The sequence below is a fragment of the Collinsella sp. OM08-14AT genome (assembly GCF_003438115.1).
In the GTDB taxonomy this organism is placed as follows: Bacteria; Actinomycetota; Coriobacteriia; order Coriobacteriales; family Coriobacteriaceae; genus Collinsella.
Map to the genome: position 1 here is coordinate 33,379 of NZ_QSTE01000002.1, position 26,486 is coordinate 59,864.

At 62.0% G+C, this 26,486-nt stretch carries 18 protein-coding genes and 1 tRNA gene; 10 read left to right on the forward strand and 9 right to left on the reverse strand.

What is annotated here, in order from left to right; translation table 11 throughout:
* Position 1: 1 nt before the first annotated feature.
* Positions 2-2,482: a DNA polymerase III subunit gamma/tau gene (gene dnaX, locus DXC18_RS01660; protein ID WP_158551940.1), complete on the reverse strand. Its 2,481-nt coding sequence runs from the start codon at positions 2,480-2,482 to the stop codon at positions 2-4.
* 116 nt (positions 2,483-2,598) lie between these two features.
* Between dnaX and DXC18_RS01665 the strand changes: the two genes are divergently transcribed.
* From DXC18_RS01665 to pknB, 7 genes are all read left to right on the forward strand, one after another.
* Complete coding sequence (locus DXC18_RS01665) at positions 2,599-3,315, forward strand: hypothetical protein (protein WP_117716156.1); 717 nt, start codon at positions 2,599-2,601, stop codon at positions 3,313-3,315.
* Positions 3,316-3,459: 144 nt separating this feature from the next.
* Positions 3,460-5,313 (forward strand): serine/threonine-protein kinase, encoded by a 1,854-nt coding sequence (locus DXC18_RS01670; RefSeq protein WP_117716157.1) that lies wholly within the window; start codon positions 3,460-3,462, stop codon positions 5,311-5,313.
* A complete protein-coding gene (locus DXC18_RS01675) occupies positions 5,310-6,323 on the forward strand; it encodes an FhaA domain-containing protein (protein WP_117716158.1) in 1,014 nt (337 codons plus the stop codon). The genes DXC18_RS01670 and DXC18_RS01675 overlap by 4 nt, the downstream gene beginning before the upstream one ends.
* 6 nt (positions 6,324-6,329) lie before the next feature.
* Complete coding sequence (locus tag DXC18_RS01680) at positions 6,330-6,746, forward strand: FHA domain-containing protein (RefSeq protein ID WP_006235180.1); 417 nt, start codon at positions 6,330-6,332, stop codon at positions 6,744-6,746.
* Positions 6,743-8,542: a Stp1/IreP family PP2C-type Ser/Thr phosphatase gene (locus tag DXC18_RS01685; RefSeq protein WP_117716159.1), complete on the forward strand. Its 1,800-nt coding sequence runs from the start codon at positions 6,743-6,745 to the stop codon at positions 8,540-8,542. The genes DXC18_RS01680 and DXC18_RS01685 overlap by 4 nt, the downstream gene beginning before the upstream one ends.
* A gap of 16 nt (positions 8,543-8,558) precedes the next feature.
* The gene (locus DXC18_RS01690) at positions 8,559-11,429 is read left to right on the forward strand and encodes an FtsW/RodA/SpoVE family cell cycle protein (protein ID WP_117716160.1); all 2,871 of its coding nucleotides are present in this window, start codon (positions 8,559-8,561) and stop codon (positions 11,427-11,429) included.
* Between the two features lie 132 nt (positions 11,430-11,561).
* Entirely contained in the window at positions 11,562-13,523 is a 1,962-nt protein-coding gene (gene pknB / locus DXC18_RS01695) for a Stk1 family PASTA domain-containing Ser/Thr kinase (RefSeq protein ID WP_117716161.1), read from the forward strand.
* Between the two features lie 406 nt (positions 13,524-13,929).
* Here pknB and DXC18_RS01700 read toward each other — a convergent pair.
* The 7 genes from DXC18_RS01700 to DXC18_RS01730 form a co-directional block, all read right to left on the reverse strand.
* Positions 13,930-14,005 (reverse strand) — tRNA-Arg (locus tag DXC18_RS01700).
* A gap of 305 nt (positions 14,006-14,310) precedes the next feature.
* Positions 14,311-14,709 carry a DUF956 family protein gene (locus DXC18_RS01705; RefSeq protein ID WP_117716162.1) on the reverse strand — a complete coding sequence of 133 codons (399 nt, stop codon included), beginning with the start codon at positions 14,707-14,709 and terminating at the stop codon, positions 14,311-14,313.
* Between the two features lie 120 nt (positions 14,710-14,829).
* Positions 14,830-15,750 (reverse strand): PTS system mannose/fructose/sorbose family transporter subunit IID, encoded by a 921-nt coding sequence (locus DXC18_RS01710; RefSeq protein WP_117564942.1) that lies wholly within the window; start codon positions 15,748-15,750, stop codon positions 14,830-14,832.
* Between the two features lie 16 nt (positions 15,751-15,766).
* Positions 15,767-16,585, reverse strand: a complete 819-nt coding sequence (locus DXC18_RS01715) for a PTS mannose/fructose/sorbose transporter subunit IIC (protein WP_117564943.1) — start codon at positions 16,583-16,585, stop codon at positions 15,767-15,769.
* Positions 16,586-16,603: 18 nt separating this feature from the next.
* Positions 16,604-17,593, reverse strand: coding sequence for a PTS sugar transporter subunit IIB (locus tag DXC18_RS01720; RefSeq protein ID WP_089573275.1), 990 nt, complete (start codon positions 17,591-17,593; stop codon positions 16,604-16,606).
* A 374-nt stretch (positions 17,594-17,967) separates the two neighbouring features.
* Positions 17,968-18,396 (reverse strand): hydrogenase maturation nickel metallochaperone HypA, encoded by a 429-nt coding sequence (locus tag DXC18_RS01725; RefSeq protein WP_117583629.1) that lies wholly within the window; start codon positions 18,394-18,396, stop codon positions 17,968-17,970.
* A 190-nt stretch (positions 18,397-18,586) separates the two neighbouring features.
* Positions 18,587-21,364 (reverse strand): FAD-dependent oxidoreductase, encoded by a 2,778-nt coding sequence (locus tag DXC18_RS01730; RefSeq protein ID WP_199412169.1) that lies wholly within the window; start codon positions 21,362-21,364, stop codon positions 18,587-18,589.
* A 187-nt stretch (positions 21,365-21,551) separates the two neighbouring features.
* On the opposite strand from DXC18_RS01730, the gene DXC18_RS01735 reads away from it, so the two are divergent.
* The 3 genes from DXC18_RS01735 (at position 21,552) to DXC18_RS01745 (ending at position 25,018) form a co-directional block, all read left to right on the forward strand.
* Entirely contained in the window at positions 21,552-22,214 is a 663-nt protein-coding gene (locus tag DXC18_RS01735) for a TetR/AcrR family transcriptional regulator (protein ID WP_117583630.1), read from the forward strand.
* Between the two features lie 63 nt (positions 22,215-22,277).
* Positions 22,278-23,285 (forward strand): DUF5692 family protein, encoded by a 1,008-nt coding sequence (locus DXC18_RS01740; protein WP_117583631.1) that lies wholly within the window; start codon positions 22,278-22,280, stop codon positions 23,283-23,285.
* A 236-nt stretch (positions 23,286-23,521) separates the two neighbouring features.
* On the forward strand, positions 23,522-25,018 hold the full coding sequence (locus DXC18_RS01745; protein ID WP_117583632.1) for a hypothetical protein: 1,497 nt from the start codon (positions 23,522-23,524) through the stop codon (positions 25,016-25,018).
* Positions 25,019-25,062: 44 nt separating this feature from the next.
* Here the strand turns inward: DXC18_RS01745 and DXC18_RS01750 are convergent, their stop codons facing one another.
* Positions 25,063-26,415 carry an ATP-binding protein gene (locus DXC18_RS01750; protein WP_117716163.1) on the reverse strand — a complete coding sequence of 451 codons (1,353 nt, stop codon included), beginning with the start codon at positions 26,413-26,415 and terminating at the stop codon, positions 25,063-25,065.
* Positions 26,416-26,486: the final 71 nt, after the last annotated feature.

Sequence of the window (26,486 nt, forward strand, 5' to 3'; positions counted from 1 at the left end):
GCTACTCCACCGGCTTGAAGATGGTGGACTGGCCGAAGACGCTGCGGATGAGGGCTTTGGCCTCGTCCTCGGTCTGCGGGATGCTCGGGGCTGCACCCTGATGGCCGAAGGGGCCGCCCGCACCGGAGTTGGACTCCCAGGGAGCTGCAGGAGCGTCCTCCTCTTTGGGGGCAGTTGCAGCGGACTTGGGCGCGGACGCCGCACCCGGCACGTCGAACGGAGGCAGATCGTCCCCACCAGCATCGGCAACAAAACCGCCAACCATGGCATCGTCGTAGGGAACCTGCTCGGATTCCCATGGCGCAGACGGCGCGGCGGGCTGAGCCTTGGGAGCGGACGCGCGCTCGGGCGCTCGGGGCGCGGGCTCGGTCGGGAGCTTGCCCGTGGCAGGAGCGCCGGCGGGGTTGTCGGAGCGCAGCCAGGGGGCTTTGCCCAGGTCAGACGACTTGGGCGCGGGCGAGGCAGGCTTGGGCGCGGGTGTCGGAGCAGCCGGTTTGGCCATGACGGGCTTAGGCGCCGACGGGGTCGGCGCCGCTATCGGTGCTGCTTTTGGCTGCGTCGCGCTGGCGCTCGAGGATGCAGGGGCCGCCGAGGACACGGGTTGCGGGTCCGCAGATACCGCAGCCCGTGCAGATGGAGAATGCTCCTCATGTTGAGGAGCCGGCGTGCCACCCCCATCCAGGACATAGTCGACGGTACGACGACCGAAGACCGCACTGACTGTCGGCAGGACCACCGACTGCGTGTCGGCGCGTCCAAGCATCTTGATGGCAAAGGTCGAGCCCGCGGGGAACGAGACCGTGAGCCTGGAGCCGTCGTCAGCCGTGGCGCGGGCATTGAGCAAAAGCCCCGCGTAGGAAGCCTGACGCGCCTTGACACGCTCGACAACCTCGGCCCATTTGCGCTGCAGCTCTCCGGCATCCTCGACCGCGGGCGTCTCGGCAGTACCGGCGGCGGCAACCTGGGCGGCATTGTTGGACTGGGGCTTAGGTGCCGGAGCGGTGGCAGGCGCGGGAGCCGCAACGGGCTGAGGCGTCGGAGTCGGCGCAGGCTGAGGTGCAGGCGCTGCAGGCTTGGAAGCTGACACGGACGCAGAACGGGACGCAGGCTGGGCAGCCGGAACAGCAGCACCACGGTCCCAAGGCATACCGCCCTGGCGCGCGGACGTAGCAGCGGGGGCAGCGGATGCCGCCGGAGCGGCAGCACGAGCGCCCGAAATTAGCGTCGGCTGTTGGGCAGCAGCGGGTACGGATGCTGCAGGCGCGGCGGCCTGAGCAGCAGCCACGCTCGCCGGCACGGCGCCGTTGGCAACCATGGCCTCCAAGCGGGCCACGCGCTCGGCCAATGCCTCAATCGTTAAATCGGCCTCGGGACGTGCCAGGCGCGTGCAGGCGATCTCGAGCACCAGGCGCACGTCGCTCGCGCCCCTCATCTCCAGTGCGGCATCGTCGAGCACCGTCAGCACACGGGCCAGGCGGTCGGCAGGATGCTCGCCAAAGGCAGCGGCCTCGGCAGCAAGCGCCTCGGCCTGCTCGGAGCCGCCCTCAAACAGCTCGGCACGGGCACCGGCAACGCAGGCAACGTACACGTCACGCACATGCGCCACCAGGTCGCGCGTCAGCTCCAGCAGGTCGTTTCCTTCCTCGACCTGCGCGCGGATCAGTCCATAGAGCTCGGCAACATCGCGATCGGCAATGGCGCGGGAAAACTCGCCCAGAATCTGGTCCGAAACCTCGCCTAAAAGCGAGCGGGCGTCGTCCGCATGCACAGAACCGTTGCCAAAGACGCTCAGCTGCTCCAGCGTGGACAACGCGTCGCGCATACCGCCCTTGGCATGGCGCGCCACGATAGCCAGCGCCTCATCGTCGTAATCGAAGCCCTCCTGCTCGCACACGTATGCCAGGCGACGCTCGATATCCTCGTTGCCGATGCGATGGAAATCGAAACGCTGGCAGCGCGAGAGGATGGTCTCCAGAATCTTTTGCGGGTCGGTGGTGCACAGCACAAAGATCACGTGTGCCGGCGGCTCCTCGAGCGTCTTGAGCAGCGCGTTGAACGCCGCCGTCGTGAGCATGTGGACCTCGTCGATGATATAGATCTTGTACTTGCCGCGCACCGGGGCAAAGTTGACGGAGTTGATGATTTCCTCGCGCACATTGTCCACGCCCGTGCGGGAGGCGGCATCGAGCTCGTAGACATCGGGGTGGTTACCCTCGGCAATGAGCTCGCACTCCTCGCAAGTACCGTCGGGCATGCAGCCGCTTGCACCCTCGGCGCGCGCCGCCTCGGCATTGCGGCACAGCAGCGCCTTGGCCAGAATGCGCGCCATGGTGGTCTTGCCCGTGCCGCGCGGTCCGCAGAACAGGTAGGCGTGGGACAGGCGCCCCTCGGTGATGGCGTGCTCGAGCGTCGAGACGATATGCTGCTGGCCCACCACGGAGTCAAAGGTGAGCGGGCGATACTTTCGGTACAACGATTCCATGGGTGCTCCCCCGGGTATACTGAGTCTTGTTGCCGCGGCGGCCATGCGGTCGCACGGCATACTGCATTCCATAATAACCCGTACGGCGAGTCCGCCGCGATAGGAGTCCAAAGAGCATGGCAGACGCAGAGAGCAACCTCATTCCCTCCGAAGCAGCCGACCAGGTCGAGGTCGCGCTCGAGGCGCAGGCCGCGGCCGATGACGGCATTCTGTACCTCAACGAGTATCAGTACGAAAACGACCTCGTCACCGACTTCGCCCGCCTGGTCGCCTCGCCCAGGCGCCGTGGCTCCCTGTACGTCGCCGCCGCGATTGCCGTGCTCATCGGCATCGGCATGCTGGTGGCCGGCGGCAGCTGGATCAAGTTCGGCGTCGTGCTGATCGTGTTCGGCGCCTTTTTGGCCTGGTGGAGCAAAAATCTGCACCATACGCTCGCGCGCGACTTTATCGAAGCCGTCGAGGCAGACGAGTCCATGGGCGGCCGCTACCGCCGCGTCGCCGCCAACGAGGACGGCCTGATGGTCTGGGGCAAGAGCGGCAAGTCGCAGTTCTTCCCGTTTGAGAAGCTCGACCACGTGCTCGACGGCGAGCGCATCTTTGTGGCCATGTTCGCCGACCAGGGCGTGACGATCCCCAAGGACACCTTTGTTCGCGGCGATGCCGAGCAGTTTGGCCCCTTCCTCAAGGCGCGCATCAACAAAAAACTCCGCATCGAGACCAAACGCAAGAAGATGAAGGCCGAGAAGGCCGCAGCCGAAGCCAAGCAGGGCGACAAGCCCCAGGAGACCAAGGGCAAGCAGCGCAAGCAGAAGAAGAACAAGAAGAAGCGCTAAGACCAAACCAGACAGGCAGCCTCACATCCCGTTATCCTCGCCATCCGCCCGAGCGTGCTACACTAGCAGCATCTATGCCACCGCGAACGGCTCGGCTCCGCGCCCGCCACTCGCAAACGAACTTTAAACGCACGAGGGTTGGCCATGCCGCTTTTCTCGCAACATACCGCCCGGTTCTCGCCGGACGTTCCTTTGGAGGGCACCAGCTCTCGCGAGCTGCTCAAGCGGTACCAGCCGCTCGAGACACTTGCGACCGGCGGTTTTGGCTCCATCGAGATTTGCCGCGACACGCACCTGCGCCGCCGCGTCGCCATTAAGCGCATCCCCCTTATCAACGGCGCCGGCATGCCCGCCAGCGACATCATGGATGTCCTGCGCGAGGCGCACACTGCCGCCATGCTTCAACATCCCAATATCGTGCAGGTCATCGACTTTACGCATGACACCGCCTATGCCTACCTGGTTATGGAATATGTCGATGGCATGTCGCTGGCCGAGTTTTTGCATCGCGTGGACGGCCACTCGCTCACCTTTGACGAGGCCGCGGCCATTGCCGATGCCCTGGGCCAGGCGCTCACCTTCGCCCATAGCAATGGCGTACTCCACCTGGACATTAAGCCCGCCAACGTGCTCATCGACCACTCGGGCAATGTAAAGCTCACCGACTTTGGCATGGCGCGACTGTCGTCCGCCGGTGGCTTTGGCGGCTCGCGCGGCGGCACCATCGGCTACATGCCGCCCGAGCAGCTCGATATCGAGACCGGCACGGTCGACGAACGCGCCGATGTCTTTGCCCTTGCCTGCGTTATCTATGAGGGCTTGTGCGGCAGCGCTCCCTTTATGGCGGCCACGCCCGCCGACTCGCTCGACCGCATCATCGGCGGCGCCACCTATCCCAGCGAGCTGATACCACACTTTCCCCCGGGAGCCGAGGCCGCGCTCATGAGCGCGCTCTCCCCCATGCCGCAGGACCGCCCCAACAGCATCGAGGCATTTTGCGACCAACTCCTTGCCGGTCTGGGCAGCGTGCGCGAGGGCCGTCGCAGTCTGGAGCAAATGGTTGGCGAGCTTTCGGATGACGAGCAGGAGCTCGACGATATCGAGCCGTCGTACTACGAGGACGACGCCATCGAGGTCGACCCCGCGCTCGGCTGGGCGGGCACGCGCTGGAGCCATGCGCGCGACTACACCATGCACGCTATCTCGGCGCTAGCGTGCGGCACCTTTAGCTTTTTGCTGATGCAAACAGCCGGGGTCGCGGCGCTTCCCGGCCTGGTCATTGCGGCTATCGCGATCGGAGCGGCAGCCGGCTTGGCACCGCAGATTGGCTCGGCCATCTCGGCCGTGGGCTTTTTGGTGCTCATGGCAAACGCCACCATGCAGGCGCAGGGCATCCTGTCGATGTTGCCCGTCGCGGTGGTCTTTGCCGCTGCCATGTCCGGTTGGTGGATCGCCTGGGGTCGCACCGAGGCTGCCGCGAGCGCCGCGCTCACCTGTGCACTCGCGCTTGGCTGTCTGACTGGCAATACCTTCCTGGCAGCTGGGGTCGCCGCCGGCGTCGCGTCATTTTGGCTCGGCCCGGCAAGCGCCGCCGCGGCAACGGGCATGGGCGTGCTTTTTGCCCGTCTGGCGACGGTCGCGCTTTCAGCCGGAGGCGTGCTGGGGCTCGGTAACGTTGCCGCAGCGCTGGAAGACCCACTCCTTTGGGCTGCCTTTGTGCTGGTCGCGACAACTGCCGCAGCGTCATCTGCGCTGCTCAATGCCCATGCCAAGCGTGCCGACCAGGGCTCAAACCTTGCCGCAATCGCCGCCATCGCCGTCACCGGCATCGGCTGCGCAGCGGCATCCTGTCTTGCACACCATATGGAAATTGCCAGCCTTGCAGCCGCGGTCGCCGCCAAGGCGGCAGTTGCGGGAACCCTATCCTCTATAATCGTTGGGATATGCCTATATTTGCTCGGATACCAAAGAACCTATACGGAGAGTGATCTTTCGTGAACTTCCTGAACATCTTCGAGGACCACGTGGCCGGCATCTTCGGTGCCACCCGTGCCCCGTTCTCCTTTAAGAAGCTTGCCAAGCAGGCCGCTCGCGACATGGAGGATCAGACTCTGGTGATCAATGGCGTCAACACGGCGCCGGCACTCTATACCATCCTGATCGCCGCCGACGACGATCCCATGCTCGCCCCGTTCTACCCCGAGCTTTCGCGCGAGGTCCGCGAGTTTGTGAAAGCGCAGGCCGAAAAGCGCCGCTATGTCTTTGTCGGCGAGCCCCTCGTGCGCTTTATGATCGATCCGCAGCTGCGCGCCGGCAAGTTCTCGGTCTTTGCCGAGAACGTCGATGCGCCCACGCTCGGCCGCCTGTACGAGGAAGAGCGCGCCTACCAAAACGGCCTGGGACAGAACAACTCGGCCGCAAGCCGCGCCGCCAGCGCCCCGCGCGCCGGCCAGCAGCAATTTGCTGCCCCGCAGCAGCAGCGCCCCGCCGCCATGCCCCAGCAGCAGCCAACGCCTCGCGCCGCCGCTCCCGACCCGCTTGCCACGGCAGATCCCTTCGCGCCTAGTGTCCCCGACCCCGCCGCCGCACCCATCCCGGTGCCGCAGACCGTCTCGCGCGACGCGCTTGCCGGCATGGGCGGAGCCGCCGCGACCGGTGCCGCCGTGGGCCTAGGCGCCGCAGCCGGCATCGCCTCCAACATGGCAAGCACTCGCGCCCCGCAGCGCCCACTCGCCCAGCTCGTCGACGTCGTGAGCGGCGAGAGCCATAGCATCACCTCCGCACAGGTGACCATCGGTCGCGAGCGTTCGGTTTCGGACATCGCCCTGCGCGACCCCAACGTGTCGCGCCGTCACGCCCAGCTCACCTTTACCGGTTCGGACTGGTCGATCGAGGACCTCAATTCCACCAACGGCACGCTCGTCAACAACCGCCGCATTACGCGCTGCCCGCTGCGCAACGGCGATCTGCTGACGTTTGGCCTGAGCACCTTTGAATTTAGGGGATAGTCGCTTATGAACATCGATATCGTCCTTTTTGCAGGCCGCATCGTCCTGGTCGCCCTGCTCTATATCTTCCTGTTCGCCGTCATGAAGACCGGCGTGGGACTTGTGCGCGGACAGCGCCGCGACTCGGCTATCTGGACGATCGATGTGGACAAGGGCCCGCGCGGCATCCGTGGCATCCACGTAGACATGCTCGGCCCCGTCATCGTTGGTCGCTCGCCATCTTCGGACATCTGCATCAACGAACCGTTCGTCTCGGCCTCGCATGCGCGCTTTTCGCTGCAGGGCCCGGCGCTCATCATCGAGGACCTCAACTCGCTTAACGGCACGCTCGTCAACGGCCGCCAGCTTGTGGAGCCTGCAACGCTGCGCGAGGGCGACGAAGTCCAGATTGGCGATGTGGTCATGAAGGTGAACCGTCGATGATCGACGAGGAGAACAAGTCCGCAACTATGACCGAGGCACCGGCCGCCGCCACAGCTGCGCCGGCCCACGCCGCTCCGGCGGGCTCCGCACCCGTGGAACCCGAGGACACCGTGTTCTCCCTGCCTCTTTCGCATGTCACGCATGATATTTCTGATCTCGCCGATAACGAGGACGAAGAAAATGCCGTAGCGGCGCCCATCGGCGCACATGCTGCGGATCAGCCCACAGCGCCCGAAGCAACCCCGACGCCGGCTCACTTTGCAGAGCCCGTCGCCGCGGCAATCAACGAGAGCGCTGCGGTGTTTGCGGCACCCGAGCCCGCCGCGCCGGCGTTTCCCATAGCCCCGTCATCCGAGGTTGCGCCCGCGTCTACGCCGGCGCCCGAGCCTATAGACGTCAGCCCGCAAGATGACGAGCCGACCGCCCGCGTTTCCGAGGAGCCCGACTCCCCGGACACCGGCGATTCCGAATCAAACGCCGAGACCGACACCGTCTCTCCCGGTGACACAGCCGAAATCGACGTTGCCGCCGTTGAGGCCAAGCTCAAAGACCCCGGCTCGACCATGAGCTTTGAGCCCCTGACCGAGGAGCGCATCGAGACCGACTCGACCTATGATGCCGGCACCACCACGCAACTCATGTGGGGCGCCCGCTCCGACGTTGGCTGCGTGCGCCCGCACAATGAGGATTCCTACCTGGTGCAGTCGCCGCTCTTTTGCGTATGCGACGGCATGGGTGGTCACGCTGCCGGCGAGGTGGCCTCTTCCATCGCCGTTGAGACTATTGCCAAGACGGCCCCGCAGTCCGCCGACGCCGCACGCCTGGCGGCAGCCGTCGAGGCCGCTAACGCCGCCGTAATCGAGGCCGCCTTGAATGGCCTGGGCAAGCCCGGCATGGGCTGCACAGCCACTTGCGCCTATATCGAAAACGATACGCTCGCCATCGCCCACGTGGGCGACTCGCGCGCCTACCTGCTCCACGAGGGCACGCTCATCCGCGTGACCAGCGACCACTCCTATGTGGAAGAACTCGTGGACGCCGGCGAGATTACGGCAGACGAGGCTCGCGTCCACCCCAACCGTTCGGTCATCACCCGTGCGCTGGGCTCGGACCCCGCCATGTATGCCGACCACTTCACTCTGCATATCGAGGAAGGCGACCGCCTGATCCTGTGCTCCGACGGCCTTTCGAGCATGATTCCCGATAGCGATATAGAGAACATCGCCACGCAGTCCTCAACCGCGCAAATCTGCGTCGACAACCTAGTGGACGCGGCGCTTGCCGCCGGCGGCCACGACAACGTGACCGTAGTAGTCGTTGACCTGGTTGACGACGGCGTTATGCGCGAGGCGCAGCGCGTGCGTCGCCGCAACATTACTATCGCCGCCATTCTGGCCCTCGTCTTTGTGCTGGCAGCTGGCATCTGGGCCTACACGGGTGTCACCGGCTCGTACTACCTGGGTACCTACCAGGGCAATGTCGCCGTCTGGCGCGGCCTGCCCGGCAAGCCGCTCGGACTCAAGCTCCACTGGCTCGAAAGCGAAACCAGCATCAAGCTATCCGACCTGCCCGAAGACACGCAAAACCGCCTCAAGGCGGGCATTCCGCAAACAAGTGTCGACGATGCGCAGGACACGATATCCAAATACCGCCACCAGATCGACGAGGAGCAGACCCGCCAGGTGATTGACGCGCAAACGATTCGCGACAACACCAATCAGGGATCGACCTCCGAATCAGATTCCGAGAAAACCGCCGAACAGTCCGCCGAGGCCGAAGCCTCCGAAAAGAACTAGAAAGGGAGTGCCGCTTATGAGTCGCCGCAACACCGAGCTGCTCTTGCTAATCGCCTCGGCGTTCCCCGTCATCCTGCTGTATGCGATGTACGTGCTCACCGCGGGCGCCGCCATCTCCTTTGAGACGCTCGCCGTGCCGATCGGCCTCTTTGCCGCCTTCGCCGCGGCACATATCGCCGTGCGCATCTTGGCGCCCGGCGCCGACCCCGCCATCCTACCCATCGTATTTATACTTTCGGGCATCGGCATCACGTTCGTGACACGCCTCGCCCCCGCTCTCGCCATCTCACAGCTCATCATCCTGTTTGTCTCGGTGGCCCTGATGGTGGGAACGCTCGCACTGGTCAAAAACCTCGACGTGGTCATGCGCTACAAGTACACCTTTGGCATCATCGGCATCATCCTGCTGATGCTGCCCATCTTTATCGGCACCACGATCTCGGGCTCCAAGCTGTGGATTCGCATCGCGGGCTTTACCATCCAGCCTGGCGAGTTCGCCAAGGTCTTTATCGTGCTGTTCCTGGCCGGGTACCTGGCCGAGAACCGCGAGCTGCTCTCCATCTCCAACCGCAAGATCTTAGGTCTTAAGATCCCTCGCCTGCGACTGCTGCTGCCGCTGTTTGCCGTGTGGGGTGTGTGCCTGCTCGTCGTCGTCTTCGAACGCGACCTGGGTTCGGCCGTGCTGTTCTACACCATCTTCTTGCTGATGCTCTACGTTGCCACGGGACGCTTTTCGTATGTCGTTATCGGCCTTGCGCTCTTAGCCGTTGGAGCCGTGGGCGCCTACAAGTTCCTGTCTCACGTTCAGGTACGTTTCCAGGTTTGGGTCGATCCTTTTAAGGACGCCCAGGGCCAGGGCTACCAGATCGTCCAATCGCTCTTCTCGCTTGCCGATGGCGGTCTGGTCGGTGTTGGCATCGGCAACGGCATGGCCAACAACATCCCCGTCGTCGAGTCCGACTTTATCTTCTCGGCTATCGGCGAGGAGATGGGCCTTTTGGGCGGCGGCGCCGTGCTCATCCTGTTTATGCTCTTTGCCGTGCGTGGCCTCACCACGGCTGCCCGCGCTAAATCCGACCTTGCCGCCTTTAGTGCCACGGGCCTTACGGCCGCCATCAGCTTCCAGGCCTTCTTGATCGTTGGCGGCGTAACCCGCCTGATCCCGCTGACCGGCGTCACCCTGCCCTTTATGAGCCAGGGCGGCTCCTCGCTGCTGGCGAGCTTTATCATCGTCGCGCTCCTGCTGCGCGCCGGTGACGAGGCGACCGGACGCGAGGCCGAGCTTACCGGCACCGGCACCATGGCCGCCATCACCGATGATCAGGTCGCATCTGCCGCCGCCCCGACGGGCACGCGCTTTGCCACCTCGTCTTCCTACGGCAGCGGCAGCCATTCCGTCGGCTCGCGCATGCGCCGTCGCCTGCTCGACACGCCTGAATCCGGTGTGCTCGGCCGCGTTGCGCTCGCCAACCGTCTAACCCGTGCGGTGCTCGCCTTTACGGCGCTGTTCGCCATCCTTATCGGCAACCTCACCTATGTCCAGGTCATTAAGGCCAAGGACTATCAGGACATGCCGACCAACAACCACACCATCGCCCGCTCCAAGTACATCCAGCGCGGCTCCATCATCACGTCCGACGGCGTGACGCTGGCCGAGTCGCTGCAGCAGGAGGACGGCACCTACGTACGCTCCTACCCCAACGGTAACCTGGCAGCGCACGTGGTTGGCTACGTGAGTCAGCAGTATGGCACCACCGCCATCGAGAGCGTCATGAACGACACGCTCACCGGTTCTAAGGACTACTCCAGCTGGAACAACGCCATCGCGTCGCTCGCGGGCCAGACCCAGCCGGGCAACACCGCCAAGCTCACCATCGACTCGCGCATCCAGACGGCGGCCGAGCAGGCACTCAAGGGCTTTAAGGGCGCTGTAGTGGTCATCGACCCGCGTACCGGCGCGGTGCTCGCATGTGCCAGCTCGCCCACCTACGACAACACCAACATCGATGCCCTGCTGCAGACGGGCGGCGGCGAGGACGGCTCCATGTACAATCGCGCCATGGACGCGCTGTACACGCCGGGCTCAACGTTTAAGGTCGTTACGCTTTCCGCGGCACTCGAGACCGGTACCGCCAGCCTTACCAGCACCTACCAGGCGCCCGGCTCCATGGACATCGGCAACGCACCGGTCACCAACTATGCCAACGAGAGCTACGGCACCATCAGCCTGCAGCAGGCCTTTGCCGTGTCCTCCAACGTCGTCTTTGGCCAGGTGGCAAACGAAGTTGGCGCAAACACGCTCGTGCAGTTTGCCAACGCCTTTGGCTACGGCCAAAAGCTCGGCCAGGACCTGACCTCCGCGGCCTCCATCATGGCCGACCCGTCGCTCATGACCGAGTGGGAGACCGCCTGGGCCGGCGCCGGCCAGCCTGTCGGCATGGACCACACGCCCGGCCCGCAGACCACCGTCATGCAAAACGCCGTGATTGCCGCCGCCATCGCTAACAGCGGCGTAGTCATGGACCCGTACTTTGTAGCCCAGGTACTCGCCCCGGACGGAACCGTGGTCAAGACCACGCAGTCCCGCTCGCTGGGTCAGGCCGTCAGCTCCGCCACGGCCGACCAGGTCAAGCAGGCCATGCTTGCCGTCGTCCAGTCCGGCACCGGCACCGATGCCCAAATCCCCGGCGTCAAGGTCGCCGGCAAGACCGGCTCGGCCGAAACCGGCGGCACCAACGTCAACTCGATGTTCGTTGGCTTTGCACCTTACGATTCACCCACGGTCGCTATCTCGGTGGCCTTAGAGGATTACGACAAGCATGACGTCAAGGCCGCCAAGATTGCCGGCATCGTCCTGACCGCGGCGCTCGCCGCACAGGGAGCGTGATGCCCATGATCGAATCGGACACCCGAGGCGCGCCGCGGCCGAAGAGTTAGCGGCAACGCGCCACACGGCCCCAGCGGCCACATCGTAGGTACTACACACATCGTTGAGCGAATAGTTATGTTAGGAGCAGGAATGGAACAGAGGGTCCTCGGGGGAAGATACCTCCTCAAGGATAAGGTGGGGACAGGCGGTATGGCGACCGTCTACCGTGCGCAGGACCAGGTCCTCGACCGCACGGTAGCCGTCAAGATCATGCTGCCGCAGTATGCTGGCGACGCAACCTTCGCCGCACGCTTTAAGCAGGAGGCCCAGGCAGCAGCCGGTCTCTCCTCCCCCTATATCGTGGGCGTCTACGATTGGGGCAAGGACGGCGACACCTATTACATCGTCATGGAGTACCTGCGCGGCACCGACCTTAAGAGCGGCATCAAGAGCCACGGCGCCCTCGACCCCAAGAAGGTCGCCCAGATCGGCTCGCAGATCAGCTCCGCGCTTTCGGTCGCCCACAAGCACGAGATCATCCACCGCGACATTAAGCCGCAGAACATCATGGTGCTGCCAGACGGCAACATCAAGGTGATGGACTTTGGCATCGCGCGCGCCAAGAACAGCCACCTCACGCAAGACAACAACGTGCTGGGAACCGCCCACTACGTCAGCCCCGAGCAGACCCGTGGTCAGGACCTCGGCCCCACCTCGGATATCTACTCGCTGGGCGTCGTGATGTACGAGTGCGCCACCGGCCGCGTTCCCTTTGACGGTGACGACGCTATCTCGGTCGCACTCAAGCAGGTCAACGAGCTGCCTATTCCGCCGAGCCAGATCAACTCCGGTGTCGACGCCGACCTTGAGCGCATCATCCTCAAGTGCATGGAGAAGGACCCGGCAAACCGCTTCCAGACCGCCGACGAGCTGCGTCAGGTGCTCAACAGCTACCTGTCGGGCCGTGCCGTCAACATCTCGGAGCCCACGCGCATCATCGGTGCCCCCGGTGAGCTGGGCGCCACCAAGACTCGCGAGCTTTCCGATCAGACGCGCGCCATGGTGCGTCCCGTCTCGGGCGTGAGCGGCCAGAATACCGCCCGTAGCTCGGTTTCGGGCTCCACCGGCTCCTACGAGGTCGAAAAGCCCAAATCCAACAAGAACAAGATCATCGCCGCCGTGGTGGCAGCCGTTGCCGTCATCGGTATCGTGGTGGCCTTTGCCACAGGACTCTTTGGCGGCGAGCAGGTCACCGTGCCCGATGTGCTAGGCAAGGACCAGCAGACTGCCGTCGAGCAGATCAAGGAAGCCGGCCTCGAGGTCGGCACCATCGACCAAAGCTACAACGACGATGTCGACGAGGGCAAGGTCGCCGAGCAGACGCCCAACGGCAACACCAAGAAGGCCAAGGGCACCAAGGTGAACCTGGTAATCTCCAAGGGCCCCAAGCCCTCCGAGAAGGTCGAGGTTCCCCGGCTGGTCGGCCTGACCAAGGACCAGGCAGAAGCCGCGCTGGCAAGCGTTGGCCTGAAGGGCAACGCCTCCGAGGAGGCCAACGAGGCCGATGAGGGCCAGGTCTTTGAGCAGGGCACCGAAGCCGGTAAGGAAGTCGAGAAGGGCACGACCATCTCGTACAAGGTCTCGAGCGGCCCGGATACCACGTCCGTCCCCGACCTGACCGACATGACCGAGGCCCAGGCGCGCAACGCCCTCGATATGGCAGGCTTTGGCGTCGACGTCAGCTACCAGGAGAACGACTCCGTCACCGAGGGCACCGTCATTAGCTGGAACCCCAGTGGCAAGCAGAAGCCCGGCGCCACGATTACCGTCGTCATTGCCAAGAAGTCCGGCAAGGCCACCGTCCCGGGCAACCTGTACGGCAAGAGCATTTCCGCCGCCGTCACCGCGCTCAACAACGCCGGCTTCTACAACATCGCGTTCTGCGATCAGAACGGCAACCCCGTGAGTGGCAACGAAAACACCACCGTCACGGGCGTCTCCCCCACCGGCAAGCAGTCCACCGACAGCACGATTACGCTGACGGTTGCACTTTCTGGCTCGGGTTCGGGTTCAGGCACGAGCACGGGCGACGATTCCGGTACGACCAACTAGTCGCAACCCAACCGTTCATTACGGCTCTCGCCGCAAACATATTCGCTCACAGGCGCCCGCTTGCTCCCCCAGCAAGCGGGCGCTTCATTTTTGACATGGCATGAACCAGAAGAGCCCGGCACCGTAGCGGTACCGGGCTCGATATTCCTCTGGTGCCCCCGGGCGGATTCGAAAACTCCCCCCGCGGGGAAATAAGTGACGCGGGTGTCGACGGTCCGAATCCGGCCTTTAGACCAGAAGAGCCCGGCACCGTAGTGGTACCGGGCTCGGCAAATCTCTGGTGCCCCCGGGCGGATTCGAAAACTCCCCCCGCGGGGAAATAAGTGACGCGGGTGTCGACGGTCCGAATCCGGCCTTTAGACCAGAAGAGCCCGGCACCGTAGTGGTACCGGGCTCGGCAAATCTCTGGTGCCCCCGGGCGGATTCGAACCGTCGACACCCGCTTTAGGAGAGCGGTGCTCTATCCCCTGAGCTACGGAGGCATGTTGTATTAGTGTAGCAGATTTACGCCGCTGTAATGCAGCGTATACCCACTCTTCGAAGTTGCGGTGGAACAGCCCTCCGGAAAGTGCGTCCCACTATCCAGGCAAATTCTGGGTCAGACTTTCCCCATGAGACCTCGCTGGGAAACTGTGACCCAGAATTTCGGCTCGAAACGGGACACGGTTTCCCAAACGACCCCGTTCCGGAAACTACATCCCGGAATCGACGCTCGAACTGGGATGCACTTTCCCGATCGAGCCACATGGGAGACTGCGCCCCACTTTGAGGGGGCGCTCTTTAATGACTACTTGCCTTTGTGGAAAAGGTTTTTGATAACGGAGGGGATGCTCTTGGCGCCCTTGGCCGTCACATCGATAAAGTCGGGCGAACGAACGAGCTTGTCCTCGTCAATGTACTTACGCACCGCGCGAAGCGTTTCCTTGTCATTGCGCGTCGAAAACGTAAAGTGGCCATTCTCTTTGGTAAAGATGGCAAAACGCGTAATCTTCTTGGTGCCGCGCAAAACCTCGGCGGCAATATAGTCGACCTCGTCCCACGGGATTTGGATATAATCCTCGGGATTACGCTCGTTATAGTACTCAAACGCCTTATTGCCCACCATCACGTTACCGTGACTGGTAAGCCCCATCAGGCAGGTTGCCGGCGTTGCCAGATCGACCGTGCTGTTCTGAGATTGCGCCATACGCGCCTCGCCCTCCAATAAAAACAATCGGACCGCATCCAGTGTACCCACCGGGTGCGGCCCGTTTCAATGGCTCAAAAGCCCTTGCCTAGCAACTCTCGGTCTTAAGCCGAAGCGTGCTTACATGAAGCCGCAGACGCGACCGATGATGCCGACGGCGAAGAGAGCCAGGATGATGACGATCGGGCTGACCTTCTTCTTGAGGAGCTTGCAGACCAGAAGGGTCAGGCACACGGCGGCAAGGCCGGGGATGAGCTGATCGAGGTTGGCCTGAAGCGTGGTGACCTTCACCGGGTCGAGTGCGTTGGCACCGACAGAGCTGTACATCGTCAATGCCTGCTTGATGCCCTCAGAACCGGCGGGCAGGTTGGCCCAGTCGATATAGGCGCCAGCGGACTGCGTGACCTTGGAGACGACCGGGGTGAAGGAGATGGACACCCAGCGCTCGACCAGGGCGCCGATGATGAACATACCCAGGATGGAAGCACCCTCGGTGACCTTGCCCATCAGACCGCCGGAGAGGTCCTTGGCGATGGAGGAGCCGACCTTGTAGCCAAACTCCTGCGTGTACCACAGGAAGGCGTAACGGATGATGTTCCACGCGAAGAAGAACAGCAGCGGACCGGCGATGCTGCCGGACAGGGCCAGGGAAGCGCCCAGTGCACCCAGAATCGGGCGAAGGGTGAACCAGAAGGCGGGGTCGCCGACGCCGGCGAGCGGGCCCATCATACCGACCTTGACGCCCTGAATGGCGACGTCGTCAATCGGAGCACCGTTGGCGCGCTCCTCCTCGAGGGCGAGGGTAACGCCAATGACGGGGGCGGAAACATAGGGGTGGGTGTTATAGAACTCCAGGTGGCGCTTAAGAGCGGCAATCTGGTCATCCTTGCTGGTGTAGAGCTTCTTGATCGCAGGGATCATTGCGAAGCACCAGCCGCCGTTCTGCATACGCTCGTAGTTCCACGAGCCCTGAAGGAACTGATGACGGAAGCAAACCTTCTTACGGTCAGCCTTGGTGAGCTGAATCTTGTTCTCTGCCATATGTATCACTCCCCTCCTACTCGTAATCGTTCAGAATGTCGCCGAGCGGGTCACCGGAGCCACCGCCCATGCCGCCACCCTGCTTGGCCAGATCCTTAAGGCCAAGGTAGATGAGGGCAAGGGAGATGCCGATGAGGCCAAGGGCGATCAGCGTGAGCTGAGGGATGGCAGCAAGGACAAAGCCGAGGATGAAGAACGGCCAGGTCTCCTTGGTGGCCATCATGTTGATGACCATGGCGTAACCGACGGAAGCGACCATGCCGCCGCCGACAGCCATGCCGCCGGACAGCCAATCGGGCATAGCGTTAAGCGCGTTGGTAACGGCCTCGGCCGGGATGATGCACAGAAGTACTGCCGGGATGGCGATACGAACACCCTGCATGAGGATGCCGGCGTACTGCCAACGCTCGATGCCGGCGAAGTCGCCCTTCTCGGCGCAGGCGTCCATGGCGTGAACCATAGCGGTAGCCAGGGTACGGCAGATCATGGTCAGGAACAGACCAGCGACCGACAGCGGGACGGCGACGGCGATGGCGGCGGTAACGGCCTTGGCCGAATCGGTGGCGCCGCCGTTGAGGGCGAGCACCATGATGATCGAAGAAGCGACCGAGGCCAGAGCGGCGTCAGGCGCGACGGCGGCGCCGACGTTAGCCCAGCCAAGGGCCATCATCTGGAGCGAACCGCCCAGGAGGATGCCCTCCTGAAGGTGACCGGTTACGAGACCGATAAGCGTGCATGCCACGAGCGGCTGATGGAACTGGAACTCATCCAGAATGCCTTCCATACCGGCAAGCAACGCGACAATCGCAACAAGCAGAATAGTGATTGCAGACATGTATCGGACCCTCCTTTACTATGCTTGAGCGGCCAGTTCGGCCTTAGCTTTCTTCAACATGGCGTCGAGATCCTCGGAGGAATCCGAAGGAACCTTGCGGACCTCGAACTTGACGCCCTTGGCCTTGAGAGCCTCGATGGTCTTGACATCGTCATCGCCCATAGCGACAGCGTTAGTGACGACGACCTTGCCCTTGGAGTGGGCCATGGAACCGATGTTGGCTTCCTTGATGTCGACGCCGGCCTCGATGGCCCTGAGCAGATCCTGCGGGTTCTCGAACAGCAGCATCGCCTTGGTGTCGCCAAAGCGCGTGTCCTTGACGACCTCGGCCATCTTCTTGATAGGCACGACGTTGGCGTGGACTCCCGGAGGGGCAGCCTGCTCGATCATGGTCTTGCGGAGCTCGTCGTGAGCAACGCCGTCGGAGACCACGATGATGCGGTTGGGGTTGATCTGCTTGGTCCACGTGGTGGCCACCTGACCATGCAGCAGGCGCGTGTCGATACGGACGTGGGCGATCTTGATGTGCCCGTCGCCGATCACCGTTCCCGGAGGAATGGCACCCGCAGGAGCAGCGGCGGCCGCAGCCGGCTTCTTCTCCTCGGGCTCCAGAGACTCGGGCTTGACGCGCACGCCGGCCTTAGCCTCAGTCACGAGATGTTTTGCGATCGCATGTGCAGTGTTCTTTGCGTCAAAGCGCTGCGAATATGCCTCGATGAGCATAGGCAGGTTGACACCGGTGACGATAGCCCAGGAATCGTGGCCCTCGATGAGCCCGCTGATCTGGTTGAACGGCGTGCCGCCCCACAGATCAACGAGGAAGAGCACCTGCTCCTGGTCCTCGAAGGAAGCGATTGCCTCCTCGACCTTGGCACGGAAGTCGTCGGGGCCCATGCTCGGCTCGAGCGAGACCACGGCAACAGACGGCTGATCGCCAAAGACCATCGAGCCCGTCTGCTTGATTCCAGCCGCCAAGTCACCATGGCTAGCAAGAACAATACTTACCATCACATAACCTCCTTTTTGTCTACGTAATTCCTACACGACAGTTATGGAGTATAGCTGCAAATACAGCAGAATTGTTTGAAAAACTGCAAAAGGTAGCATTATTTGTTTAAACGTCTTGTTTTGTTACAAGTTGATTACATTCCAGTATTTTGGCTGATTTGCTGCTGAGGATTGATAGCTGATCTATTTACATGACCGAATTGAGCACGCTGTTCATTATTGCCGGTTTTAAACAGACACAAATGTGCTCGCGTTGAGGCTATTTCGTTTAAACAGATGGTGCTTGACTAATGGTAAGAAATATGCTCTAGCAAAGTAGTCGTTAGGGACGTTCTTTAATGACTAGTCGTTTAAGAACGTCCCCAACGACTAAGTTAGGCGATGTGGAGGGGGTTGGCGGCGTCGACGGCATCGGGGGCATCGGATAGGCCGTCGGGGGCAGCGTCTGTCGGGTCCTCGTCGGGGGTCTCGATCTGCTTGATCATGACCTCCTGGCCCTGCAGCAGATAGGTCTCGCCGCTACCGCAATGGGGGCAGGTCTTGCCGTGCTCGACCGTCGCGTAGTCGCAGCCGCACGCCTCGCAATGCGTCACGGCCTCGACAGGCTCCACAATAAGCTCCGCGCCCTGCGTGATAGGCTTTTTATCTGCCGCCCAGCGCCAAGCATCAAGCAGCAGATCGGGAACGACGCCCGAGACCTCGCCCAGGAGCAGCGTCACGCTCGAAACGCGACTCACGCCATTGGCGCGCGCCACATTCTCGACATCGCGAATGATGTGATAGACGATTCCTAATTCATGCACTTTTTCTTCCGCCGTTCTAACGAACGGCGGTCGACTTGACGCTGCGCGAGCCCCAGACGGACGATCTGCCTTTCAATCGTCGGGCATGGGCAAAAGCCCTATGCCCTCCTCTTTCAAGGCACCTCGCCACGCCTGGGACTCGCTCGCTGTCCAACCGTTCTCTACGCCGTTCTCTTGTTTGTTGCGTTTTTTATTTCTTCCCAAATTTGATTTTGATCGCACGCTTCAAAGCGTACTTGCCGAGGCTGGGGAGCTTTTGCTCGTATTTGACCATCGTGGAGCACTCGGGGCGGTCGCGATCCAGATGGATGGCGTCAAACGCGCACTTGGTGGTGCACAGGCCGCAGCCGATGCACTTGTTGGGGTCGACGATCGAGGCACCGCAGCCCAAGCAGCGAGCGGTCTCGGCGCGCACCTGCTCCTCGGTAAAGGTCTCGACGTACTCGCTAAAGGGCGCAGCCTTCTCGCGCTCGCGGTCGACACGTGCCACCTCGCGGCTTGCGTTGTCATAGCTCTCAATCACAACATCGTCGCGGTCAAGCGCGGTGTAGCGGCGCTGGTTGCGGCCGATGGTGAGCGTGGAGCCCGGCTGCACAAAGCGATGGATGGACACGGCGGCCTCGTGACCGGCGGCGATGGCGTCGATAGCAAAGCTGGGACCGGTGTAGACGTCGCCGCCCACAAAGATGTCGGGCTCGGCGGTCTGGTACGTCTGCGGATCGGCAAGGGCACCCTGGCTGCGGCCGAGCTCCACCTTGGAGCCAGCCAGCATGTCGCCCCACACAATGGACTGGCCAATCGACATGACGACACGGTCGGCATCGACACGGCGCAAGTCGTTCTCGTCATACTCGGGCGCAAAACGGCCCTCGTCGTCAAAGACACGCGTGCAGCGCTTAAAGGTGATACCGCACACACGACCGGCCTCGTCCAGGTGAATCTCCTTGGGGCCCCAGCCGCAGCTAATGTGCGCGCCGTCCTCAATGGCCTCGCGACGCTCCTCCTCGCTGGCAGGCATCTTGACCTCGCTCTCCAGGCAGAACATCTCAACGTGCTCGGAACCCAGACGGCAGGCGTTGCGCGCGACATCGATGGCCACGTTGCCGCCGCCCACCACGATGGTGCGCCCGGGCAGCGCGTCGATCTTGCCGCTGTTGACCTCGCGCAAAAAGTCGACGGCCACGGTCACGTCCTCGGCATCCTCGCCCGGAATACCGGCAAGGCGGCCACCCTGGCAGCCAATGGCCACGTAAAAGGCTTTAAAGCCCTGCGCGCGAAGCTCGTCGAGCGTCACATCGCGACCGACCTCCACGCCATAGCGGAACTCGGCGCCCATCAGGCGAATGACCTCGACCTCGGCCTCGATAACGTCCTTCTGCAGCTTAAAGCTGGGAATGCCGTAGGTGAGCATGCCGCCCGGGCGCTCGTTTTTCTCGAACACGACGGGCTTGTAGCCCTTCTCGGCCAGATAGAAGGCGCAGGACAGACCGGCCGGACCGGCGCCGATGATGGCGATCTTCTGGTCGAAGCCGCCGGCACGCGTCGGGGTCACCACAGGTGGGACATAGCGAGTCGCGGCATCCAGATCGCGCTGGGCGATAAACTTCTTGACCTCGTCGATGGCCACGGCCTCGTCCACGCGACCGCGGGTGCAGGCATCCTCACAGCGGCGGTTGCACACACGGCCGCAGATAGCGGGCAACGGGTTCTCGCGCTTGATGAGCGCCAACGCCTCGTCATAGCGGCCCTGCGCCGCGAGCTTCAAATAGCCCTGAACGGCAACGTGCGCGGGGCAGGCCGTCTTGCAGGGAGCGGTGCCGGACTCATGCGTCTCGATACGGTTGTCGTTGCGGTAGTTGGGCGACCACTTGGTGTGGTCCCACTTGGTGGCATCGGGCAGCTCCTGGCGCGGATACTCGGGCACCTGTCCGCCAGCCTTTTTGCTACAGAGCTTCTGGCCCAGTTTGGCGGCGCCGGCCGGACACACCTCAACGCAGCGACCGCAGGCCACGCACTTGTCCTTCTCGACCTTGGCGACGTAGGCCGAGCGCGACAGGTTGGGCGTGTTGAACAGCTGCGAAGTGCGCAGGGCGTAGCACACGTTGACGTTGCAGTTGCAGATGGCGAAGATTTTGTTCTCACCGTCGATGTTGGTGATCTGGTGCACAAAGCCGTTGTCCTCGGCCTGGCGCAGGATGTCGTAGACCTCCTCGCGCGTCACATAATGGCCGCGGTCGGTCTCGACCACGTAGTCGGCCATATCGCCCACGGCGATGCACCAATCGGCCGGGTCGTCGGCGCAGCCCTCTCCCATCACGCGACGGCTCGCGCGGCAGCTGCAGGTGCTAGCGGCATACTTACCTTCGTATTTGTCGAGCCAATGCTCGATATGCTCGATCGGCACCGAGGTGCTCGCGGCATCGATGGCCTTCTCGACCGGAATGACATGCATGCCGATGCCGGCACCGCCGGGCGGCACCATCGGCGTGGCCTTGGACAGCGGTCCCTTGGACGCCTGCTCAAAGAACTTGGCATAGACCGGATGCTCCTCGAGCTGGCTCACGCGCATGTTGAGGAACTCGGCGGAACCCGGCACCAGCATGGGCAGCACCCACTGCTTGGCGCGCTCGGGGTTTTCCCAGTTGTACTCGAGCAGACCCGTGTAGCTCATGTCGTCGAGCATTTTTTCGATATCGGCCTCGGGCATGCCGGTGAGCTTGACCATCTCGGGCAGCGTATAGGGACGGCGCATCTTCATCTTGCAGAGCACTTCGGCCTGCTCGTCGGTTGCGGCCTCGGCAAACGACCAGTACTCGTAGCCCAGCAGCTCGTCGCGGTGCAGCAGGCGGTTGGTGCAGTGCTCACACAGTTTGACGATGGCCTCGCGCGGATGCTCCGGTATCGGCGGCACGAACTCCGCGCCGATATCGGGCTCGGTATAGCTAATCCCCGGTCCGTTGAGAATCATAGTCGTCCCTTCTCTTGCCACAGCCCGGCGAGACCGCGGCGCCCCTCTTTGTACGGGTTCGACATGCCCCCATGCCGTTCACCCGCTATTGTTGACATTGTGTCAAAAACAGTATTGACGAACCGTCAACAATATTCAAGACTGTTAGGCGAACGGTCAGGCAAAAGAGGATGAAAGGCGGCAAAACATGGGCAACAACGCAGCAGATATCTCTGTGGTCGATGCCGTCCCCGCATCCGATAGCGCGGCAAAACGCCTGACGGGCGACGAGCGCCGTCGCGAGATCCTCGCCGCTGTGCGCGCCGTGAGCGCCGAGCTTGGTGTGTCCCATCTTTCGGTATCGGCCGTGACCAAGCGGGCTGGCTGCACGCGTTCGCTGTTCTACCACTACTTTGCCGATATGGATGCCGCCGTCACCGCCGTTATGGACGAGGCAATCGACGGCTTTATCGCCGAGCTCGAGCAGTGGAACGCCAGCCGCACGGTTGGCGACATCGAAGGCGCACTCGACACCGTTGCTCCGCTCTTTAAGCGCCTGGTCGTGAGCGGCCACGAGTTGCCGAGCACGCTCACCTCGAGCAGCGGCGCGCTCTACGGCGGCTTTTTGCACAACGTGGTCCAGCGCGTGGCGCAGTATATCTGCGATACCACCGTGGTGGATTTTGTCGCCCATCACGAGCTACGCATCGACCATGTCTACGAGACGTTCTACACCCTCATCATGGGGCTGCTGATGTATATCCGCACGCACCCCGATGTGCCCGACGAGACAGTCAAGGAAATCATCGCCTCGACGCTCCATATCGAGGGCTATACCGCCAAGTATCAGGAGCGCAAGCCCCAGAACTGACGACATTTGGCCAAACTGCCCGCGATCAGAAGAGGGGCCGCGGGCTTGTGAAAGGAGAGCAGCATGCTGTTCGATGTTTGGGGTAGCAATACCCTTATCCACTGGGCCGGCTGGGCCATGGTCTTTATTGGCCTGATCGTGCTCAACGAGGTCGGCCGCCGCACCAAGCTGGGCGCGGCCATCATCTTTGGCGTGGCTCCGCTGGCCATGACCATCTACTGCGTCGCTATCGCCATCGGCGTCTCACAGGGTGCCGAGTGGGCGCTCACCAACCCCACCCATGTGTACCAGAACAGCTGGTTCCACTACGCCAAGGTATACGCGGCGCTGGCCGGTTGCTGGGGCTTCATTGCCATTAAGTACCAGTGGGGCAAGATCGGCAAGGCGCATTGGTTCCGCGCGTGGCCGTTTGTGATCGTCGCCATCAACATCATGATCGCCGTCGTGTCCGACTTTGAGAGCGCCTATCACTTCTTTGTCCTGGGCGAGTCCACCTGGGTCACCTCCGAGGGCGCCACGCAGCTCGCCGGCTGGAACAACGTGTTCAACGGCATCGCCGGTATCATCAACATCTTCTGCATGACCGGTTGGTGGAGTGTCTACGCCTCTGAGGACAAGACCGACATGCTGTGGCCCGACATGACCTGGGTCTACATCATCGCCTACGATATCTGGAACTTCTGCTACACCTACAACTGCTTGCCCACCCACTCCTGGTTCTGCGGCTTTGCACTGCTGCTGGCGCCCACCGTCGCCGCCTTTATCTGGAACAAGGGCGGCTGGATCCAGAACCGTGCCTTTACGCTGGCTATTTGGTGCATGTTTGCCCAGGTATTCCCGTACTTCCAGGAGGAGTCCATCTTTGTGACCCACTCCACGCTCGACCCCGGCGCCGCTACCGCGGTCTCGATCGCCGCACTGGTCGCCAACATCGCCGCGATCATCTACATCGTCTACCGTGCCAAGAAGCTCGGCCGCAATCCCTACAAGCAGGACGTCTTTGAGGGCACCAGCGATTGGGAGAAGGCTACCGCTCGCCGCGCCAAGGTTGATTACGCGCACGCCGAGTAACATGTTGGTCGCTGTTGGCGCTTGGGCATAGGCCCGCCCGCCAGGATTTTCAATCCAATGTCTCGCAGAGCCCCCGGAAAGCGTTTCACTCGCTTTCCGGGGGCTTTTGTCGTTGCGTCTTATTCATCTATTCAAAAACATGCGCATATATAAAATCGGATTTCAAATCATACGGCGGCTCTATGTGGTCCCGTTTTTGGGTACAGTGTTGTCCCGATATTGAGCTTGGGGGATATATGAAAGATGAGACGATGGGTCAAGAGGATGCGGCCCAAGATGCAGAAGCTTGCGCTGAGGCCTTGGAGAGCTTAGACCGAATTTCACTCGATGAGATTGCGTTTGACGATTCGAGCGTTGATGTGCAGGATGAGCCGGAAATCGAGGCGCAGCCCGATGATCAGGATGCAGACGATGTTGAGCCTGCCGAAGATGAGGCAGATCACGAAGACACCGAAAGCGAGGCCGACGACCAGCCCGAATCCGACACGGGCGAGGAAACCGTCTTGCTCGACAGCTTACCGGCCGAAGATTCGCTGACTCGCGAGCTTCCTGGCCTGGGTTCCGCACCAGCCGTGGATGAGACCATCGCCATGGGCGATATTCCCCTGCCGTCCGTTCCCTCGGCACACGAAGCCGAGGTCCGCCATCGCAAGATGTCGCCCAAGCGCCGCAATCTGATGGTCGCCGGTGTCGTGGCCGTCGCGCTCGTCGCCGGCGGTGCAGGCTATGCTGCCTGGAACGGATATCAGCAAGAGCAGGCTGCCGCTGTCGCCGCCAATGCCCACACGATGATGTCGGTGCAGATTGGCGTGCATGCCGCGGGCCTCGACTGTTCCGCCGGCTCCAAGATTCCCGTACAAGTGAGTGGCCAGGATTCTGACGGATCCTCCGTGAGCGAAACACTCTATGTTGACGAGCACGGCCGTGGCATCAAACTGCTACCCGGTGACTACACGCTCTCCATCGCTGCCTCCCCCATCGCGTCCGACGGCACCGTCTATACCGTGCCGACCACCAAGGCGCAGGTCACGATCAAGAGCGACGGACAGGACCTAAGCAGCCAGGCCGCCTTTAAGCTCAAGGTGCCTTCGGCCGACACGGTAACCGACGACCAGATCGATGCCGCCGCCAAATATGCCGAGGAGGGAGGCGCGAGCTCCGCCGCCACCGCCAAGGTGCTCCAGCAGGCGGCAACCGCGCGGCGCGACGCCGCCGTCAATGCCGTGAGCGCGCAAAAGGCACAGGCAGCCCGCGATGCTGACGCTCGCCACAAGGCAACCGACCTCTACCAGCTCGATATCCCCGTCGAGTGGTACGGCAAGGTCGAGACTTGGCAAAATGGCAGCACGCTATGCATCTATCTTGCCGGCGACAGCGATACGCCGATTGTGACGCTCGTCGCGGTGCGCGAGGGCGAGAGCTTTACGCCCGATGAGGGCGATACGGTTTTGGGTGCGGCCAATCTAGGCAACGGTTATACCGTCTACGCCAGCGGCCCCGTCTATCCGTACGTGGTGCCCCAGACCATCAACGGACGGACGCAGAATCCCGTGTCAACCTACCCCATGGACACGGCCATTGAGCTTGTCGAGTTCACGACCGGTAACCGCTACACCTATAGCCAGATCAAGAACGTACTGGTCGGCAAAGACGGCAAGGCAGACGCCGCGACCAAACTCGAGACCGACTACCTCGCCCAGATTCTCCTGCCGAGCATCAAGGCCCAGGACTAGCGGACCATGACACCTGAGTCCTGGCCTCGCAAATCCATAGACGATTAGGAAAGGAGCCACTTCCATGCGGGCACAGCATGCACCACGCCGTGTTTGCATGGAATATCGGCCTGCTCATCCATGGTAACGATTACCGACTCGCCAAGATCAAACTGGGCCATCGCGGCATCGAGCGCGGCAATTTCGCGCTCGCGCGTTTTCTCGCTTGTCATATCCACACTTACCTGAATCAGGCCGTAAGCCTGCATGAGCAGTGCATCCCCAGCCACAAAGTCCACCTCATGGCTTTTATTCTTATATTTAATCAGCAGGCGGCAAACCGAACCGGGCCGCACGGCGGTGGTCCTTCTTCTGAGCGCATTGAACACCGCGGTCTCGAGCCTCTGACCATGATCCAATGCCGATGCGGGGGAGAACGCTCCGAACATCGCAGGATCGACGGCGTAGACCTTAGACGCAGACCGCGTATTATTTGCAAGCGAACGCGTGAACTCCGGCACCGAAAACAGCAGGTAGGCGTCCTCGTAATACTCAAGTAAGTCGCTGAGCGTATTTCGACTGACGGATATCTGTCTGCTCTTGAACTCGTTGTACACTTTGTTCACTGACAGCTCTCGTCCCGAAGATGCCATGCACCGCGCCAGAAACAGCGAGGCCAAACGGGGGTTCTTGACGTCGTAACGTTCAACGACGTCCATGGCGACCGTTCGCGACGCATATTCCTGTAGCAGCTGAATCGCGTCTGCGGGCGTCTGCTCAAGTGTCGCGATGAATCCCCCTCGCTCGAGATATCCGACCAGATGGTGTCGGAGCAACGCTGCAGCGCTTGAGGAGAAGGGCGCGTTCGACTCAGGAACGCCCCCCGTCTTATATCGGACGTATTCCGAAAAACTCAACGGAAAAAGCTCTCGCACAAGAGAACGGCCCCTGAACTCGCTCTTAAGTTCTGAGGACAGCATCTTAGAAGAAGATCCCGTCACGTAAACGGTCGCCTTCTCCGTATCGACCACGCGTCGCAGAAACGCACCCCATTCGGGTATTTCCTGGATCTCGTCAAAGAAAAGGTAGGCGCCCTCGCCTCGAGCAGCAGGATATAGTGCATAGAATGTATCGAGCACGTCCGCTAGTAGCGATGGCTCATACGGACGCAAGCGCTCATCCTCAAAATTGAAATATAGCATCCGGTCAAGCTCGACGCCTTGGCCCTGAAGCCGCCGTATCTCCTGATACAGGCGATACGTCTTTCCACAACGACGGGCGCCCACAATCACATATACGATGTTGTCGCGCTTTGGCTCCTGCGGGTTGCCCAGATCAAGGTCGCGCTCAAAGACCTGCGGAATCCCCTGTTGCTCAAAGTCCTTTATTTTTTGAGCCACCAAGTCGTTGAATGCCATAATTCTCCAATCTTGCTCTCCTGCTAATCAAGATTATAACGATTCTTGATTAGCAGGAGAGCAAGATTATG